Source organism: Neisseria sp. P0022.S010 (genome assembly GCF_051956635.1).
The window spans coordinates 25,721-43,159 of record NZ_JBQCXF010000010.1 but is presented as its reverse complement, the minus strand read 5'-3'; the positions used below and the strand labels follow the sequence as shown (position 1 = coordinate 43,159).

Annotated in this window: 19 protein-coding genes; 16 read left to right on the top strand and 3 right to left on the bottom strand. The window is 47.4% G+C overall.

Translation table 11 applies throughout. From position 1 onward, the window contains the following. From ACTHUT_RS02605 to ACTHUT_RS02570, 8 genes are all read left to right on the top strand, one after another. The coding region (locus ACTHUT_RS02605; RefSeq protein ID WP_440418669.1) for an integration host factor subunit beta at nt 1-236 on the top strand (236 nt) is incomplete at its 5' end. Between the two features lie 260 nt (nt 237-496). Next, nucleotides 497-1,633 carry a cell division protein ZapE gene (gene zapE / locus ACTHUT_RS02600; RefSeq protein WP_049336592.1) on the top strand — a complete coding sequence of 379 codons (1,137 nt, stop codon included), beginning with the start codon at nt 497-499 and terminating at the stop codon, nt 1,631-1,633. Nucleotides 1,634-1,727: 94 nt separating this feature from the next. After that, the gene (gene ndk / locus ACTHUT_RS02595) at nt 1,728-2,153 is read left to right on the top strand and encodes a nucleoside-diphosphate kinase (protein ID WP_440386301.1); all 426 of its coding nucleotides are present in this window, start codon (nt 1,728-1,730) and stop codon (nt 2,151-2,153) included. Between the two features lie 172 nt (nt 2,154-2,325). Continuing rightward, nucleotides 2,326-3,414 carry a 23S rRNA (adenine(2503)-C(2))-methyltransferase RlmN gene (rlmN, locus tag ACTHUT_RS02590; protein WP_003747025.1) on the top strand — a complete coding sequence of 363 codons (1,089 nt, stop codon included), beginning with the start codon at nt 2,326-2,328 and terminating at the stop codon, nt 3,412-3,414. 8 nt (nt 3,415-3,422) lie between these two features. Next, on the top strand, nt 3,423-4,178 hold the full coding sequence (gene pilW, locus ACTHUT_RS02585; protein WP_440386300.1) for a type IV pilus biogenesis/stability protein PilW: 756 nt from the start codon (nt 3,423-3,425) through the stop codon (nt 4,176-4,178). Further along, the gene (locus tag ACTHUT_RS02580) at nt 4,179-5,060 is read left to right on the top strand and encodes a helix-turn-helix domain-containing protein (protein ID WP_440386299.1); all 882 of its coding nucleotides are present in this window, start codon (nt 4,179-4,181) and stop codon (nt 5,058-5,060) included. Nucleotide 5,061: 1 nt separating this feature from the next. Next, the gene (gene ispG, locus ACTHUT_RS02575; protein WP_070813963.1) at nt 5,062-6,327 is read left to right on the top strand and encodes a flavodoxin-dependent (E)-4-hydroxy-3-methylbut-2-enyl-diphosphate synthase; all 1,266 of its coding nucleotides are present in this window, start codon (nt 5,062-5,064) and stop codon (nt 6,325-6,327) included. Between the two features lie 33 nt (nt 6,328-6,360). Further along, the gene (locus tag ACTHUT_RS02570) at nt 6,361-7,206 is read left to right on the top strand and encodes a DUF817 domain-containing protein (RefSeq protein ID WP_036490627.1); all 846 of its coding nucleotides are present in this window, start codon (nt 6,361-6,363) and stop codon (nt 7,204-7,206) included. Nucleotides 7,207-7,264: 58 nt separating this feature from the next. Here the strand turns inward: ACTHUT_RS02570 and ACTHUT_RS02565 are convergent, their stop codons facing one another. After that, on the bottom strand, nt 7,265-8,806 hold the full coding sequence (locus ACTHUT_RS02565) for an L-lactate MFS transporter (RefSeq protein WP_049322676.1): 1,542 nt from the start codon (nt 8,804-8,806) through the stop codon (nt 7,265-7,267). A 225-nt stretch (nt 8,807-9,031) separates the two neighbouring features. Beyond that, on the bottom strand, nt 9,032-9,613 hold the full coding sequence (locus ACTHUT_RS02560; protein WP_440386298.1) for a superoxide dismutase: 582 nt from the start codon (nt 9,611-9,613) through the stop codon (nt 9,032-9,034). Between the two features lie 145 nt (nt 9,614-9,758). Here ACTHUT_RS02560 and dnaB point away from each other — a divergent pair, with 145 nt between their 5' ends. The 6 genes from dnaB (at nt 9,759) to ACTHUT_RS02530 (ending at nt 14,635) form a co-directional block, all read left to right on the top strand. Then, entirely contained in the window at nt 9,759-11,174 is a 1,416-nt protein-coding gene (gene dnaB / locus ACTHUT_RS02555) for a replicative DNA helicase (protein WP_440386297.1), read from the top strand. A 159-nt stretch (nt 11,175-11,333) separates the two neighbouring features. Then, on the top strand, nt 11,334-11,999 hold the full coding sequence (locus tag ACTHUT_RS02550) for a GspH/FimT family pseudopilin (protein WP_440386296.1): 666 nt from the start codon (nt 11,334-11,336) through the stop codon (nt 11,997-11,999). Nucleotides 12,000-12,014: 15 nt separating this feature from the next. After that, a complete protein-coding gene (gene pilV / locus ACTHUT_RS02545; protein WP_440386295.1) occupies nt 12,015-12,680 on the top strand; it encodes a type IV pilus modification protein PilV in 666 nt (221 codons plus the stop codon). Nucleotides 12,681-12,682: 2 nt separating this feature from the next. Beyond that, nucleotides 12,683-13,618, top strand: coding sequence for a PilW family protein (locus ACTHUT_RS02540; protein ID WP_440386294.1), 936 nt, complete (start codon nt 12,683-12,685; stop codon nt 13,616-13,618). Further along, nucleotides 13,597-14,145, top strand: a complete 549-nt coding sequence (locus tag ACTHUT_RS02535; RefSeq protein ID WP_049322681.1) for a pilus assembly PilX family protein — start codon at nt 13,597-13,599, stop codon at nt 14,143-14,145. The genes ACTHUT_RS02540 and ACTHUT_RS02535 overlap by 22 nt, the downstream gene beginning before the upstream one ends. Before the next feature lie 4 nt (nt 14,146-14,149). Beyond that, entirely contained in the window at nt 14,150-14,635 is a 486-nt protein-coding gene (locus ACTHUT_RS02530; protein WP_440386293.1) for a PilX family type IV pilin, read from the top strand. Between the two features lie 51 nt (nt 14,636-14,686). Here the strand turns inward: ACTHUT_RS02530 and ACTHUT_RS02525 are convergent, their stop codons facing one another. After that, complete coding sequence (locus ACTHUT_RS02525) at nt 14,687-15,307, bottom strand: Smr/MutS family protein (protein WP_440386292.1); 621 nt, start codon at nt 15,305-15,307, stop codon at nt 14,687-14,689. 135 nt (nt 15,308-15,442) lie between these two features. On the opposite strand from ACTHUT_RS02525, the gene ACTHUT_RS02520 reads away from it, so the two are divergent. Together ACTHUT_RS02520 and trpE are read left to right on the top strand one after the other, a co-directional pair. Continuing rightward, nucleotides 15,443-15,820 (top strand): hypothetical protein, encoded by a 378-nt coding sequence (locus ACTHUT_RS02520; RefSeq protein WP_003747049.1) that lies wholly within the window; start codon nt 15,443-15,445, stop codon nt 15,818-15,820. 135 nt (nt 15,821-15,955) lie between these two features. Then, a complete protein-coding gene (gene trpE, locus ACTHUT_RS02515; RefSeq protein ID WP_440386291.1) occupies nt 15,956-17,431 on the top strand; it encodes an anthranilate synthase component I in 1,476 nt (491 codons plus the stop codon). The last annotated feature ends 8 nt before the right edge of the window (nt 17,432-17,439 follow it).

Here is a 17,439-nt window from a genome sequence, read left to right as displayed (position 1 = left end):
TCGAATACAGTGTAAAAGTCTTGGTTGATACCATGACCCGCTCACTGGCTCGTGGACAACGTATCGAAATCCGCGGCTTCGGCAGCTTCGACTTGAACCACCGCCCTGCCCGTATCGGGCGCAACCCTAAAACCGGCGAACGTGTGGAAGTGCCTGAAAAACATGTTCCCCACTTCAAACCGGGTAAAGAGTTGCGTGAGCGTGTAGACTTGGCATTGCAAGAAAGTGCTCATTAATACTTAGTAGCAAAACGCCGCAGAAATGCGGCGTTTTTTTGTTTTTTCAAAAAATACTAAAGCCAGCCCTTTTTACTTGCACTTTAATCGCACACTTTTCCAACTATATTGACAACAAAGCCTTTGCAAAAAACGCAGGCCGTCTGAAATCATTTATAATAGACCGACTATTCCATAATGAGAACATCATTCCGACTACTGTCCAAATTATTGCGGATGATGTTTCGACTATCGCCAGCAAAACATAATAAAGGTTATACATGAGCAATAGAGACCAACTATTTACGCCACCGCCATTTGAAAACCACAGCCCATTGACTTGGTATCAGGCCGCCGCCGAACAACCCAACTTCATCCGTGACGAAGCACAAGCACGAGCCATTGAATATTTGGATCGCTTGTGGACCGAGCTGATGATGTTCAAACGCAAACGCAACCGTTTTCTCGGCCGCAGCCTGCGTTCCCCTCAAGTACCTAAAGGACTCTATTTTTATGGCGGCGTAGGACGCGGTAAAAGTTTCCTGATGGACGCTTTTTTTGGCTGCCTCCCTTATCGCCGTAAGCGCCGCGTGCATTTCCATGCCTTTATGGCCGAAATTCATCAACGGCTGAAAGCTTTAAAGAGTGAAGCGAATCCTTTAAAAGCCGTTGCAGCAGAAATTGCCAAAGAAACACGCGTATTATGCTTTGATGAATTTCACGTCAGCGACATTGCCGATGCAATGATTTTAGGCCGTTTGTTGGAAAACCTGCTGAGCGAAGGTGTTGTTTTGGTGGCCACTTCCAACTACGCCCCATCCGAACTCTATCCTCAAGGCCAAAACCGCAGCAGCTTTCTGCCAACCATCGCCCTTATCGAATCTAACCTGACCGTTTTAAATGTAGATGGCGGAGAAGATTACCGATTGCGCACATTGCGCCCTGCCGAAATTTTCTTTGTGCCCAATAATGAAGAAAACGAGCAAAAACTGGCTACTTTATTTAAAGAAATGAGCGGAATCTCTGAATTGAATCCAGGAATCAGCATTATTCATGGACGGGAAATTCCTCATAAAGCCCAGTCGGAACGCGCCATCTGGTTTGATTTCCGTGCATTGTGTTTCGGTCCGCGCTCACAAGCCGACTATCTTTATTTGGCCGAACATTACGAGATGGTTTTTCTATCAGGATTGGAACGCCTGACCCCGCAAGAAAAAGCAGAAGCACGCCGTCTGACATGGTTAATTGACGTTTTATACGATTTCCGTGTGAAATTGTGCGCCACCAGTGCAGTTGGCGTAAACGATATTTATGTCGAAGGCGATTTTGCCGAAGAATTTACCCGTACAGCCAGCCGTATGATCGAAATGCAATCTGAAGTCTATTTGGAACAACCACACCTGACTTTAAGCAAATAATGCCTTTCCCAAAAAGGGGCGAAATTTGCTAGAATACACTTCCCTCGCCTCTTGGTTGCGACAACTTACCTATCAATAAAAACAAGGACATAACATGGCCATCGAACGTACGATTTCCATCATCAAACCCGATGCGGTAGAAAAAAACGTCATCGGCAAGATTTATAGCCGCTTTGAAGAAAACGGCCTGCGCATTATTGCGGCAAAAATGAAACAGCTGTCTGAACGCGAAGCAAAAGAGTTTTATGCCGTACATAAAGGCCGCCCTTTTTACGAAGACTTAGTTAAATTCATGACACGCAATCCCGTCATGATTCAAGTATTGGAAGGTGAAAACGCCGTTGCTAAAAATCGTGAATTGATGGGCGCAACCAATCCGACTGATGCCGCTCCAGGCACAATCCGCGCCGACTTTGCAGAATCTGTCAGCGTCAATGCTGTGCACGGTTCTGACAGCGTGGAAAACGCTGCGATTGAAATTGCCTACTTCTTCAGCCAAAGCGAAATCTGCCCACGATAAAAGCAAAAAGCCTGTAGCCGCTATACGGCCGTCCGATTCCATATCGGACGGCAAAACTGCTTTGTATGCCCTGCAAATGACAGGCCGTCTGAAACCCCCTAAAGGCTTTTAAAGCAAAGCTGACCGATAAGCCTCTTTACTTTAAAAGCTTTATTGAGAAACATAAAAATACATGAAAACCAATCTACTGAATTACGATTTAAACGGACTGACGCAACACTTTGCCGAAATGGGTGAAAAACCTTTCCGCGCCAAGCAAGTCATGCGTTGGATGCATCAAGCCGGTGCACAAAACTTTGAAGAAATGACTGACTTGGCCAAATCATTGCGCGCCAAGCTGAATGAACAAGCCACAATCGAAGTGCCTAAATTAATGATGGCACAAGAATCTACGGATGGCACACGCAAATGGTTGCTGGATGTCGGCACGGGCAACGGTGTAGAAACCGTCTTCATTCCCGAAGCCGAACGCGGTACTTTGTGCATCTCTTCCCAAGTAGGTTGCGCATTGGAATGCACCTTCTGTTCTACTGGACGACAAGGTTTCAACCGCAACCTGACTGCCGCAGAAATTATCGGCCAGCTTTGGTGGGCCAATAAAGCCATGGGTGTTACCCCTAAAAATGAACGCGTTATCTCCAACGTGGTGATGATGGGTATGGGCGAACCCATGGCAAACTTTGATAATGTTGTTACCGCTTTGAGCATTATGCTGGATGATCACGGCTATGGCTTGAGCCGCCGCCGCGTGACCGTTTCCACTTCGGGCATGGTTCCGCAAATGGACAGACTGCGCGATGCAATGCCTGTTGCTTTAGCAGTATCTTTACACGCCTCCAACGACGAAGTGCGCGATCAAATCGTTCCGCTGAATAAGAAATATCCGTTGAAAGAATTAATGGCGGCCTGTCAACGTTATCTGGTCAAAGCCCCCCGCGACTTTATTACCTTTGAATACGTTATGCTCGACGGCATCAACGACAAGGCCCAACACGCGCGCGAATTGATTGAATTGGTTAAAGACGTACCGTGCAAATTCAATCTGATTCCGTTCAACCCTTTCCCAAATTCCGGCTACGAACGTTCTACCAACGAGAATATCCGCATCTTCCGCGACATTCTGCAACAAGCCGGCTTTGTCGTTACTGTCCGCAAAACCCGCGGCGACGATATTGATGCCGCTTGCGGACAATTGGCCGGACAAGTACAAGATAAAACACGCCGCCAACAAAAATGGCAACAAATTTTGGTCGAACAATAAGGTTAATTATGAAAATCAAGTTCGGATTCGCTTTACTTACCGCACTGACTCTTTCTGCCTGCGTATCCTCTTCCGGACCAAGCCCCAAAGAACGTGCCATTCAGGTTTCCAATATCAAAACCCAGCTTGCTGTGGAATATATGCGCGGCCAAAACTACCGCCAAGCTACTGAAAGTATCGAAGAGGCGCTTAAATTCAATTCAAAAAACGATATTGCTTGGTTGGTACGTGCTGAAATTTATCAATATCTGAAGGTCCGCGATAAAGCTCAGGAAAGCTTTCTTAAAGCATTGTCTTTAAAACCGGATAGTGCGGAAGTTAACAACAATTACGGTTGGTTCTTATGCAATCAAATGAATGCACCTGCCGAATCCATGGCTTATTTTGATAAAGCACTGGCTGACCCGACCTACCCGAGCCCCTTTATTGCCAATATGAATAAAGGCATTTGCAGCGCAAGGTTAGGCCAATACTCTTTGGCTCAAGCCTATTTAGAAAGGTCTTTGGCAGCCAATCCACAATTCTTCCCTGCTTTCAAAGAGCTTGCCCGAACCAAAATGATGGCAGGCAATCTGAACGATGCCGACTATTATTTCCGCCAATACCAAAGCAAAGTCGATGTCCTGCAGGCTGACGATTTGCTTTTAGGCTGGCGTTTGGCTACCGCCTTGGGTAATAAACACGCCGCATACGAATACGAAGCCCAACTTAGGGCAAACTTCCCTTATTCAGACGAACTACAAACTGTTACAACAGGCCACTAAATGGAAAATAACGATAAAATCAACTACGACACACAAGCCGCCAAAACACTGGGGGATGAATTACGCAAGCACAGAACTGATGCCAAAATCGATATTGAAGATGTTGCTTCACGTTTAAAACTGTCTGCCGAACAAATTGATGCCTTGGAAAAAGGGGAATATTCAAATTTTCCGGGCCTGGTCTTCGTCTCAGGCTATCTTCGTTCATATGCACGATTCCTCAAAATCGATGAACAAACCATCACCAAACATTTACACTCGATTACTCCGCAACTTGAAGACCATGTATATGCAGTAACACGCAGCACCAACAGCGGCTTAAGCTACGAGGATGCTGAAAAACAGGGTTTCCCAAAATGGATATTGGGTGCAGCCGCATTGGCTTTAGCAATAGGCGGTGTTTACTTTTGGCAAAGTAAATCCAGCTATGAAAACGAACAGGCAAATATTCAAAACAGCAAAGATGTTGCCGATACGATGAAAACGCCTGCTTTGAAAACGGATAATGTTGCCGTTAGCGAAATGACCGAAGAGGGCAAAAAAGAAATTACCAATAAGCCTGAAGCAGCCAATGAACAAGCAGCTTCAGCAGCTTCCGCCGTTGTAGAAGAAAAACCTGCCGTCAAAGTCGAGAAAGACGAACTGTGGATTAAAGTCCAATACCGAAGCAATCTGATTATTGCAGACAAAGATGGAAAAGTAGTATTCAGCCGCATTGTTCCGGCCGGAAGCGAACATCGTCTGAGAGGCGGCGCGCCTTATAATGTTTGGATCGGTATTGCAGCCGGTTCGGAAGCCAATTACGGCGGCACGCCAATCGAACCTTTAAAACACCGTGTTGCCGGTGAAAAATCCGCCTCTTTTGTTGCAGGAAAAAACTAAAATGACCACACCTAAACGCCGTCTGACACATCAAGTACAAATCGATCATCTCATCGTTGGTTCGGATGCGCCCGTCGTTGTACAATCTATGACTAATACCGACACCGCAGATGCAGAAGCAACCGCCCGACAAGTCAAAGAGTTGAGCGATGCCGGCTCGGAAATGGTACGCATCACGGTCAATACTCCGGAAGCGGCTTCCAAAGTCGCCGAAATCCGTAGCCGCTTAGACGATATGGGTTATACCACGCCCCTGATCGGCGATTTCCATTTCAATGGCGAACGCTTATTGGCTGAATTTCCCGAGTGCGGCAAAGCCCTGTCTAAATACCGCATCAATCCGGGCAATGTCGGCAAAGGTGCAAAAGGCGATGAGAAATTTGCCTTTATGATTCGTACAGCGGCGGAAAACAATAAAGCCGTACGCATCGGCGTGAACTGGGGTTCGCTTGATCAAAGCCTTGCCAAGCGCATGATGGATGCCAACCTAGCTTCTGCCACACCGAAGCCGCCTGAAGAAATCATGAAAGAGGCTTTGATTGTTTCGGCGCTAGAGTCGGCAGAAAAAGCCGTAGCTTTGGGCTTGCCTGAAGACAAAATCATTTTGTCGTGCAAGGTCAGCGCCGTACAAGACTTGATTCAGGTTTACCGCGAATTGGGTAGCCGTTGCCACTATCCGCTCCATCTCGGTCTGACTGAGGCCGGTATGGGCAGCAAAGGTATTGTGGCATCTACCGCTGCCTTGGCTGTATTGCTGCAAGAAGGTATCGGCGACACCATTCGAATCTCCCTAACCCCCGAGCCCGGCAGTTCGCGCACTCAGGAAGTCATTGTCGGTCAGGAAATCCTGCAAACCATGGGCTTGCGTTCCTTCACACCAATGGTTACAGCCTGCCCGGGTTGCGGCCGTACCACCAGTACCGTATTCCAAGAATTGGCGCAAGACGTACAAAACTATTTACGTCAAAAAATGACTGTTTGGCGCACTGAGTATCCAGGCGTTGAATCATTGAACGTTGCCGTAATGGGTTGCGTAGTCAATGGCCCGGGCGAGAGCAAGCTTGCCGATATCGGTATCAGCCTGCCAGGTACAGGCGAAACTCCGGTTGCGCCGGTTTATGTAGACGGCGAACGCAAAGTGACCCTCAAAGGCGACAATATCGCTGCCGAGTTTTTGCAGATCGTTGAAGATTATGTCAAAACCAACTATTGTGAAGGTGGCGCAAAACGTAAGCAAAACCGTGTCATTCCAATTCAGTCTGCCTAAAACATTATCAAGATAAAGAGGCCGTCTGAAAATATGCTGGGCAAACTGGATACTTGGCTGACTGAGCATCCCAAACGCAAGGATTTGCATGGTTGGCGACGCTTTATCGTTGAATTTTGGTTTTTTGGTTTAAAAGAAGCACGAGCCTGCTTATTTGCAGGCTTGTTTTTCATTGCCATGTTTCTTATTCCCAAAACAGGTTGGCTGGGAATTTCGCGCTATGACCTGCTGCTGATTTTTGCCGTCTCCGTGCAAGCAGCCATGCTGTATTTCAAGCTGGAAACTTGGGACGAAGTAAAATCGATTACGCTGTTTCACTTGGTCGGCTTTGCTTTAGAGTGGTTCAAGACATCAGGCGGTATCCAATCCTGGAGCTATCCGGAAGAAGCATATACCAAAATCGGCGGCGTACCGCTGTTTGCGGGCTTTATGTATGCCGCGGTCGGCAGCTATATTATCCAAGCATGGCGGCTGTTTGACCTCAAAATCAAAAGCCATCCGCCATATTGGTTAGGCACTTTGTGCGCGCTGGCGATTTATATCAATTTTTTCACTCATCACTATATCGGCGACTATCGCTGGTATCTCGCAGCCTTTGCTCTCGGCCTATACGCCCGGACAACGGTCTTATACACGCCCTATGACACCACTCGCAAAATGCCGCTCCTGCTCGCTTTCGTCCTGATTGGATTTTTCATTTGGCTGGCGGAAAATTTAGGAACTTTATTCGGCGTTTGGCGCTATCCCAACCAAATCGGCGCGTGGGCATCGGTACACATCAGCAAATGGAGCTCATGGGCTTTACTGGTGATGATGACTTTTACCATCGTTGCGAATTTAAAACATATTAAACATACCATCAGCGTATCGAAAGATTAATTGTTTAACATTTTAAAAGGCCGTCTGAAACTTTCAGACGGCCTTTCATTTTCAACAATCAATTAAACAAACTTAAGGCTTTCACAAAAACCATAATGACGCCGTAGCCCAAAGGAATGCAGACCAAAGCCCAGCGCCACCATACGCCGATACCGCCCGCTGATACTTTTTTGCTAATCAGATAGGCATCGGATACAGCGGTTTCATCATCGGGATTGCGGCTATGTGCCGCTACTTTAATGTCTTTCTCGTGATGCTTTTCATGAACCGAACGGACACTCAAGTTACACAGCAAACCGACAATCAACAAACCCGCCATGATGTACATGGTAATACTATAAGCTTCAGCAGCCGGAACGCCGCTTTCAATTTGACTTTGGCGGATATAGTTGACCAATACCGGACCAATAACGGCCGCAGTTGACCATGCCAGCAAAATCCTGCCGTGGATTGCACCGACTTGATAAGTGCCGAACAAATCCTTCAAATACGCCGGAATCGCTGCAAAACCACCGCCATACATGGAAATAATGACGCAGAAACCAATGACAAACAAAGCCTTGTTACCGCTCCCGCCAATAGACGGAATGGCAAAATACAACAGCGAGCCGAGCACGAAGAAAATGGTATAAGTATTTTTACGGCCGATTTTATCGGACACACTGGACCACAAAAAGCGGCCGCCCATATTAAACAGGCTCAACAGGCTCACAAAACCTGCCGCCGCGCCCGCACCAATGGCCGCTTGTTTTCCTACAGATGCCTCGGAAAACAGCTCCTGAATCATGACGGAAGCCTGTCCCAACACACCAATACCGGCCGTCACATTCAAGCACAACACCCAAAACAAGAGCCAGAATTGCGGCGTTTTCATGGCTTGTGAGACATTGACATGATTGCTGCTGACCAATTTGCTTTTGTTTTTCGGCGCAACATAACCTTTAGGTTTCCAGCCATCGGCAGGTACACGGATCGTAAACGCGCCGAACATCATCAACACCAAATAAAACAACCCTAAAACCACAAAAGTCTGCGCAACGCCAACCGAAGTTTCACTGGAGAAAAAACTCATCAGCGATACCGACAAAGGCGAAGCCAACATCGCGCCGCCGCCAAAACCCATAATCGCCAAGCCTGTCGCCATGCCCGGTTTATCGGGAAACCATTTCATCAATGTCGATACAGGCCCGATATAGCCCAAGCCCAAACCAATCCCGCCAATCACGCCGTTGCCCAAATAAAGCAAAAACAGATTGTGCGTATGGACGCCGATTGCCGACACAAAAAAGCCCAAGCTAAAGCAGCAGGCGGCAACAAACATCGCCTTACGCGGCCCAACGCGTTCCATCCATGTACCGAACATGGCCGCAGACGCGCCCAACATCGCCAAGGCAATACTGAAAATCCAGCCCACCGTGGTCAGCTTCCAATCTCCGGCAGCCGACTCAGTGATACCGATAAGCTTGGTTAAAGGCGCATTAAACACGGAATAAGCGTATATCTGTCCGATGGCAAGATGCACGGCCAAAGCGGCAGGCGGTACCAGCCAACGATTAAAGCCGGGTTGGGCAATGGTCGCCTCACGGTCTAAAAACTTCATAAAATCCTCTTATCTTATGTATGTCAAACGCTGATTCCATATCATGTGGAATCGAAAAATTGTTAACAATATTGTAACATTAATCTCCCATTTTCCTTTTTGTCCGCTCCATGATAATTTTGCGCATCAGACAGAAAAAACATTCATCTAAACCATTTTCCTCATCCAATATCAACAAAAAGGCCGTCTGAAAATCTTTCAGACGGCCTTTTCATTCATATCGTTTTATGCGGCAAAGCGTTTGGCAACTTCATCCCAGTTAACGATTTCCCAAAAACCTTTCAGGTAGTTAGGACGGCTGTTGCGGTAGTCGATGTAGTAGGCGTGTTCCCATACGTCGCAAGTCAACAGCGGAGTATTTTCAGTAGTCAGCGGAGTACCTGCATTGGAAGTAGAAACCAGATCCAATTCGCCGGCAGGCGTTTTCACCAACCATGCCCAACCGGAACCGAAAGTACCGGCCGCGCAGGCATTGAACGCTTCTTGGAATTTCTCGAAGCTGCCCCATTTGGAGTCGATGGCCGCAGCCAATTCACCGGCAGGTTTGCCTTGGCCTTTAGGGGTAAAGCCCAGCCAGTAGAAAGTGTGGTTCCAAGTTTGGGCAGCGTTGTTGAACATACCACCGGAAGATTTTTTCACGATTTCTTCCAAAGGCATTTCTTCAAACTCAGTGCCTTTGATTTGATTGTTCAAGTTGGTGATGTAGGTTTGATGGTGTTTGCCGTAGTGGAACTCCAAAGTTTCTTTGGTCAGATGTGGGGACAATGCGTCCAGTTCATAAGGCAGTTGTGGCAGCTTATGTTCCATTTTTGTGCTCCTGATTGTTGATATTTATATTTTGGTAGTGTGCGTCGTCATATTGACAACATGACTATTTTACCTGCTTTAGCCTAAACAAACCAATTGAACTTACACTGCGTTATAATAGCGGATTACAATTTTCCAGCCAGAGATGCCCGTCATGAGCAATTATTCCGACATACCGTCTGAAGACCGTGAAATCAGCGCATTATCCTTGCCGCCGCATTCCACAGAAGCGGAGCAATCCGTTTTGGGCGGCCTGATGCTGGAAAATTCGGCTTGGGACCGTATTGCCGATGTAGTTTCCGGCGAAGATTTCTACCGCCACGAACACCGCCTGATTTTTCGTACCATTGCCAACCTGATTAACGAAAGCCGCCCTGCCGACGTCATTACCGTTCAAGAAAGTTTGGAACGCAATGAAGAATTGGAAGCGGCAGGCGGATTCAACTATCTGATTACGCTGGCGCAAAACACGCCATCCGCAGCCAATATCCGCCGCTACGCCGAAATCGTGCGCGAACGCTCCATCATGCGCCAGCTTGCCGAAGTCGGCACGGAAATTGCACGCAGCGCCTACAATCCGCAAGGGCGCGATGCAGGCCAACTTTTGGACGAGGCAGAAAACAAAGTATTCCAAATTGCCGAAAGTACCGCCAAATCCAAACAAGGCTTCCTTGAGATGCCCGACCTGCTGAAAGAAGTGGTCGAGCGCATCGATATGCTTTATTCGCGCGACAATCCTGACGAAGTAACCGGCATATCGACTGGTTTTATCGACCTCGACAAAAAAACATCAGGCCTCCAACCGGGTGATTTGATCATCGTCGCAGGCCGTCCGTCTATGGGTAAAACCGCCTTTTCGATCAACATTGCCGAACACGTTGCCGTAGAGGGCAAGCTGCCTGTCGCCGTATTCTCGATGGAGATGGGCGGCGCGCAGCTGGTTATGCGTATGCTGGGTTCAGTCGGACGTTTGGATCAAAGCGTTTTAAAAACCGGCAGATTGCAAGACGAACACTGGGGCCGTCTGAACGAAGCGGTCGTTAAACTTTCCGATGCACCCATGTATATCGATGAAACTCCGGGCTTGACCGCGCTCGAACTGCGCACCCGCGCCCGTCGCCTTGCGCGCCAGTTCAACGGCAAACTGGGCTTGATCGTCATCGACTACCTGCAATTAATGTCAGGCTCCGGCCGTTCTGACAACCGCGCTTCCGAGCTTGGCGAAATTTCCCGCTCCCTCAAAGCATTGGCTAAAGAGTTGCAAGTTCCCGTCATTGCCCTGTCGCAGTTGAGCCGTACCGTTGAACAGCGTACCGACAAACGCCCGATGATGTCCGACTTACGTGAATCCGGCGCCATCGAACAAGATGCCGACTTAATTATGTTCATGTATCGTGATGAATACTACAACTCAGAATCACCCGCAAAAGGCTTGGCGGAATGTATTATCGGCAAACACCGTAACGGTCCCGTCGGGAAAGTGTTCCTCACTTGGATGGGCCAATTTACCAAATTTGATAATGCTGCCTATGTTCCAGAATCCATGTTGATGGAAGATTGAGACAGGTTATCTGAAAAACTAACCGAATTTCATATTTTATTAGTCACGCATTACAAAATCGTTTAGAATAAATCCAATAAAAGCAAAAGCATTGCCACAGGCAAATGCAAAAAGAGAAAACGTCGGTTACCCCAACACATTACTACCCAAAAATCACTCATGTATCAGACACAAAAAGGCTTCACCCTAATTGAGTTGCTGATCGTCATTACTATTGCAGCAATAATGGCCGTCATCGCATTTCCAAATATGAATCAATGGATTGCCTCCAGACGTGCGGCATCGCAAGCAGAGCAAATTGCCAATCTGCTGCGTTTCGCGCGAAATGAGGCGGTCCGTCTCAATCTTCCCGTTTACATCTGCCCGGTCAAAATCAAATCCGATGGCTCGCCCAATAATGGTTGCGATTCCAAATATGCCGGTAATGGTATGTTGGCCTACGCCGATAAAAACGGAGATTCCAACTATAAAAACGATACAGTCGATTTATCCGTCCGCTCCATTATCCTTAATGGGGATACCGACAAAGTGGAATATAGCTTCAACTATATCCCTATCGGTAATGGCCGTTCCGCCCTCTCGACCTCAGCTTCAAAAGAAGTCTGGTGGAGATTCCTGCCCAATGGTACATTTGGCCATTCAACCGATGGCAAGAATTATCAATTTTCAGACGGCCACATCAAAATCAGCCTGACGGATAAATCCGCCGCCGATGCTGAAACCAAGAAAGCCCGTGCTACCGTACTTTTAATCAATGGCAATGGGCATGTCGAAATCTGTGCTAAAAACGATGAGCGCAAAATATGCGAATACACTTCCAAATAATAACAACGGTATCTTATGAACATTACTAATCCTACTCATCTCAGATCATTTAAGGGCCGTCTGAAAGCGAGCTCAACAAACTTTACTCCAAAACTTCAATCAGGCATGACCCTGATTGAAGTTTTAATTGCTATGTTTGTACTTGCCATCGGTGTGCTGGCTCTTCTGGCTGTTCAATTGCGTACCGTATCCAACGTGCGTGAGTCTGAAAATCAGACTACAGTCGCCCAAATTACGCAAAATCTAATCGAAGGCATGCTCATTAACCCGACGCTCTCTGAAGAAACCAATTCAGCAGGCGACAAAACCTCCCGTTATAAAAAATCCTACGATGCTTACATCACATCAAGCTCTGAACAGCTGAAAGGCTCAAAGCAAGCTACGGAATTTAAAGACAAAATGACGAAAGCGCAACTTGCGCAAGCTCAAATTGCCCAATTTAAAGCCGATTTAGCCAAAGCCCTTCCCGAAGCCCAAGTCTTCTCGACCATCTGCAAAGATTCTTCCGGTACAGAGCCGACTTACGAAAAGGGGTTTAACGCAAAATGCGATGGCAAAGGCGACACGACCATCGTGAAAGTTTTATGGTTGCAAGATGTCGAAGAAGAGAATACTTCAAAAAATCTCAACACATCGGGGCATCACGTTGTCTATACCTACCAATCACGCGTAAGAGACTAATAATGAACAATAAACGCTTACTCAACCATATTCCCAATAAAACCGCCATTCGCGGTTTCAGCATCCTTGAATTTCTGGTTGCCAGCCTGCTCAGTATGATTGTCTTAATGGCTGTCAGCTCCACCTACTTTACTGCACGCGGATTGAACAAATCTGCCAACACCCGTATCGGTATCCAACAAGATTTGCGCAACGCCGCCAACATGATCGTCCGCGATGCGCGTATGGCAGGCAATTTCGGCTGCTTCAATATGTCGAATTTTCCTGCCTCTGCAGTAACAGAAGACAAAAGCTCAGATGAATACACATTGAAAACAGCCGGTGTGAATAATCTGTTACCGATTAAAGAAATCAATAAATTAGGCTATGCAGGCTTTGCTCAAACCGGCAAAGCCCTGCTGTTTCAATATGGAATCGACAAAGCAAACCCTGCTGCAAAAACTGCCATTGTCAGCAGCTGTTTCGGTATTGCCAAACCTCAAACAGAAATTAAAGATTTGAATGCGGCAAAAACGGCTTTGAAAATGACCTACTCTGATCAAAACGGCAGTATCGCCATCATGAAGCATGAAATGATTGCCTATGCCGTCGGTAAACTTGGTGAAGAGAGTGGCTTATTCCGTTTCCAATTATCAGATGATGGCTCATGGGGTAATCCGCAGCTACTGATTAAAGGCATCACTGCTATGGATATCCACTATATCTATGCAGAATGTCCTCATTCTGAAAATGCCTCTGCCAGCGGAGTAAATACAGAATCCTTTGATTACAAAACCGCATTGGATAGCTCAGCTGAAGCCAAGTCTCCTGCCTCAATCCAAATCGTACTGAATAACGGCAGTATCGACCCATCGAAAGAACAAGACAATAAAGTCGATATCTACAATATTAATGCCACCATCCGTGGAGGAAACGTATGCGCCGACCGATCACTCTAATAAAACCTGACCGGCAACAAGGCTATGCTTTGTTTATCGTCTTAATGATGATGATCGTCATCGCCCTGCTCGTGGTCACAGCCACCCAGTCCTACAATACTGAACAGCGTATCAGCACCAACGATGCTGACCGCAAACTGGCAACCACCTTGGCCGAAGCCGCATTGCGTGAAGGTGAAAATCAAATTTTTGATATTGAAGGGAAAAAGACTAATTTTACCAAAGAGTGTAAAGATGGTTTTTGCGCCACACCTAACGTAAAATCTGACAGCGAAGCCATCGAAGAAACCGCTACTGAAGATGCCTGGAAAAGAAAATGTGATAAAAATCAAAATCTTTGCATCGATACCAACGGTAAAGAATACTCTCTAGGTAAAAATAGCGGCATTGCAAAAAATCCCCGCTACATTATCGAATATTTAGGTAAAACTACTGAGGGTCGAATTACCTACCGCGTTACTGCCAAAGCATGGGGTAAGAATGCTAATACCCAAGTCGTTCTTCAGTCTTACGTTGCCAGCGAATAATATAATGAATACCACCTCTACCCAACAACTAGGCTTTACGCTGGTTGAGATGATGATTGCCGTCGCCATCTTAGCCATCCTGAGCGTGATTGCCATTCCCTCTTACAACCGCTACATTGAACGCGGCTACCAATCACAAGCGCATGCCGAGTTAGTCGCCATCAATTCTGCTTTTAAAAACCAGATGGTTAAAAATCCAAAGTGGAAAACTGATGAGATTAAAAAGAAATTGGATGACTTTATTTCCTCATATAAAGGCCATAAAGATTTGGCAGACAAATACCAATACTCTGCCGAAATGATTGATGCCAACACTCGTGCCTATCGTTTGAAAGCCATTCCCACAAAAACAGGCTATACTCTTTCCGTTTGGATGGATAGCTTGGGCAATGCTTACAAATGTACTGATATTAATTCTGCCAAAGATTCTAAAACCACAATGACCAATGGAAAAGGTTGCGAATCGGTTTCCAAAAAGAAATCTTCTTAGTCTGACAACCATAAAAAAGCAGTGTCATCTTACTGACACTGCTTTTTTATTTTACTGCTTCCAATCATCATCTCGGCGTTGGCGTTTCAACAAGATTCTAACTGCGCCATCATTGCCTTGTCGAGGCTCGACATAAGCCAATACGTCAGGATGCTGCATCAACCAGCGGCGCGTCATATTTTTCAGAACCGGTTTATAGCCTGAAGAACCCAAGCCGCTGCCGTGGACAATCTCGCCGCAAACGCCGCGTTTTTTCGTAAACTCGATAAACTCGTTCAATACCTGCTGCGCCTCTTCCTGCGTATAGCCATGCAAATCCACATCCGCTACCACAGGATAATGGCCGTTTCGCAAACGCATCAAATCATTTTTTCCCTGTCCGTTTTTACTGAACGAAGCCGGCGGTTCATCCCAGCCGCCGCTGCCCACATAAAAATAATCTTCCTGCTCCAAAGTCGCCATTTCTTTAGGTCGCGGTTTGATAGGCGATTTATCGCGGAGCTGTTCATAATAGTTGCCGGCATTTTTCAACGGCGTAACCTTGCCAACCGACTTGCTGAAATCCACATCTTCCGCCTGCTTTTTAGCCTTCGCTTCCGCCTCCCGCTCCGCAGCTTCCTTTTTCGCCTGTTTGCCCAAAGCCTTCAGCGTTTCTTGAAAGTTTGCCGTCATGGTTTGTCCTTTCCAAAAAATAGATTGCACACATTATAGCAAACCCAATTACAAGGCCGTCTGAAAGACTCTTATCATCGCTTCTTGTTTAGGGTATAGTATTGTCGCCTTGTCAGTCTTACAAAGAGAAAAATCATGTTTAAACGCCCGGAAGAAATTATTGTTTTGGTACTTGCCCTATTATGGGTCGCACTCAGCTACTACTTCGCCGCCATCCTGATTTCAGATGCCTACACCATCCTCCTGATTACCGTATTGACCTTTATTTGGGCGATTGCATGCTTCTTCTTGTGGCAACGCAACTTAAGCCGTCATATTTGGCCGCTGTTTCTCGGTAGCCTGGTTGCCTGCTGGTGGCCCTACTTCACTTGGCTTGCAAGCGACGTTCCCGAAGGCACATGGTATTCAGGCTGGACATTCAAATCCATTATCGCCCTGATTCCCGTTATTGCCGCTTATATCTTCAAGTGGAAGCGGAGCCGGAAAAACAAAATTTCCGATCCCCTTGCCTGATACCTTACGCCGTCTTTTTCAGACGGCGTTTTCCATATCTGACATGGCGCTCAGACTGTCAACAATTCCAATAAAATGCTATACTCTTCACACGATTTAACACCCTGAAACAGGCCGTCTGAAAGACTTATCAAGATGATCAGCAAACAAGAATACCAAGCACAAGCCGCACAAGGTTACAACCGCATTCCACTCGTTCAAGAGCTGCTTGCCGATTTGGATACACCGCTCTCAATCTACCTCAAACTAGCCAACAAGCCTTTCACCTACCTGCTCGAATCCGTTGTCGGTGGCGAACGCTTCGGCCGCTATTCCTTCATCGGCCTGCCTTGCAGCCACTATCTCAAAACCAGCGGCAAACATGTCGATGTGTATCAAAACGGCGAAATCGTCGAACAACACGACGGCAATCCCCTGCCCTTTATCGAAGCCTTCCACAACCGCTTCAAAACGCCCGAAATCCCAAGCCTGCCGCGCTTTACCGGCGGCCTGGTCGGCTACTTCGGTTATGAAACCATCTACAATTTCGAACATTTTGCCCACCGCCTGAAACATACGGCCAAAGCCGATCCGCTCGGTACGCCCGACATCCTCCTGATGCTCTCGCAAGAGCTTGCCGTAGTGGATAACCTAAGCGGCAAAATCTACCTGATTGTTTACGCCGATCCGTCTCAAGCCAACGGCTACGAACACGCGCGCGAACGTCTTGAAGACATCCGTACCCAGTTACGCCAAAGCTGCGCCATCCCGCTCTCGCTCGGCAGCAAACAAACCCAAGCAGTCAGCGAATTTAGAGAAGAACCTTTCAAAGCCTGCGTCAACAAAATCAAAGACTACATCTTTGCAGGCGACTGCATGCAGGTTGTCCCCAGCCAACGCATGAGCATGGAATTTACCGACAATCCGCTTGCCCTCTACCGCGCCCTGCGTACACTGAACCCATCGCCGTATATGTTCTACTACGATTTCGGCGATTTCCATATTGTCGGCTCTTCGCCCGAAATCCTCGTCCGCCGCGAACGTGACGACGTCATCGTCCGCCCTATCGCCGGCACGCGCCTGCGCGGTAAAACACCCGCCGAAGACCTTGCCAACGAACAAGACCTGCTGAGCGATGCCAAAGAAATTGCCGAACACGTCATGTTGATTGACCTAGGACGCAACGACGTCGGCCGTATCAGTAAAACCGGAGAAGTCAAAGTCACCGACAAAATGGTGATTGAAAAATACTCCCATGTGATGCACATCGTCTCCAACGTCGAAGGCCGTCTGAAAGACGGCATCACCAACATGGACATCCTCGCCGCCACGTTCCCCGCCGGCACACTCTCTGGCGCCCCCAAAGTCCGCGCCATGGAAATCATCGAAGAAGTCGAACCGAGCAAACGCGGCATCTACGGCGGCGCAGTCGGCGTATGGAGTTTCAACAACGACATGGATTTGGCCATTGCCATCCGCACCGCTGTGATTAAAAACAATACCCTCTTCGTCCAAAGCGGCGCAGGCGTAGTTGCCGATTCCAACCCGACATCCGAATGGCAGGAAACCCAAAACAAAGCCCGGGCAGTAATCCGCGCAGCGCAAATGGTGCAGGAAGGGTTGGATAAATAATTTTCAGA

Bases quoted from the DNA above. Each gene is read 5' to 3' on its own strand.
- ACTHUT_RS02560 (WP_440386298.1), bottom strand. From the start codon at position 9,613: ATGGAACATAAGCTGCCACAACTGCCTTATGAACTGGACGCATTGTCC.
- ACTHUT_RS02565 (WP_049322676.1), bottom strand. From the start codon at position 8,806: ATGAAGTTTTTAGACCGTGAGGCGACCATTGCCCAACCCGGCTTTAAT.
- pilV (WP_440386295.1), top strand. From the start codon at position 12,015: ATGAACATTACTAATCCTACTCATCTCAGATCATTTAAGGGCCGTCTG.
- ACTHUT_RS02570 (WP_036490627.1), top strand. From the start codon at position 6,361: ATGCTGGGCAAACTGGATACTTGGCTGACTGAGCATCCCAAACGCAAG.
- ndk (WP_440386301.1), top strand. From the start codon at position 1,728: ATGGCCATCGAACGTACGATTTCCATCATCAAACCCGATGCGGTAGAA.
- ACTHUT_RS02525 (WP_440386292.1), bottom strand. From the start codon at position 15,307: ATGACGGCAAACTTTCAAGAAACGCTGAAGGCTTTGGGCAAACAGGCG.
- pilW (WP_440386300.1), top strand. From the start codon at position 3,423: ATGAAAATCAAGTTCGGATTCGCTTTACTTACCGCACTGACTCTTTCT.
- ACTHUT_RS02530 (WP_440386293.1), top strand. From the start codon at position 14,150: ATGAATACCACCTCTACCCAACAACTAGGCTTTACGCTGGTTGAGATG.
- ACTHUT_RS02535 (WP_049322681.1), top strand. From the start codon at position 13,597: ATGCGCCGACCGATCACTCTAATAAAACCTGACCGGCAACAAGGCTAT.
- ACTHUT_RS02580 (WP_440386299.1), top strand. From the start codon at position 4,179: ATGGAAAATAACGATAAAATCAACTACGACACACAAGCCGCCAAAACA.
- dnaB (WP_440386297.1), top strand. From the start codon at position 9,759: ATGCCCGTCATGAGCAATTATTCCGACATACCGTCTGAAGACCGTGAA.
- trpE (WP_440386291.1), top strand. From the start codon at position 15,956: ATGATCAGCAAACAAGAATACCAAGCACAAGCCGCACAAGGTTACAAC.
- zapE (WP_049336592.1), top strand. From the start codon at position 497: ATGAGCAATAGAGACCAACTATTTACGCCACCGCCATTTGAAAACCAC.
- rlmN (WP_003747025.1), top strand. From the start codon at position 2,326: ATGAAAACCAATCTACTGAATTACGATTTAAACGGACTGACGCAACAC.
- ispG (WP_070813963.1), top strand. From the start codon at position 5,062: ATGACCACACCTAAACGCCGTCTGACACATCAAGTACAAATCGATCAT.
- ACTHUT_RS02520 (WP_003747049.1), top strand. From the start codon at position 15,443: ATGTTTAAACGCCCGGAAGAAATTATTGTTTTGGTACTTGCCCTATTA.
- ACTHUT_RS02550 (WP_440386296.1), top strand. From the start codon at position 11,334: ATGTATCAGACACAAAAAGGCTTCACCCTAATTGAGTTGCTGATCGTC.
- ACTHUT_RS02540 (WP_440386294.1), top strand. From the start codon at position 12,683: ATGAACAATAAACGCTTACTCAACCATATTCCCAATAAAACCGCCATT.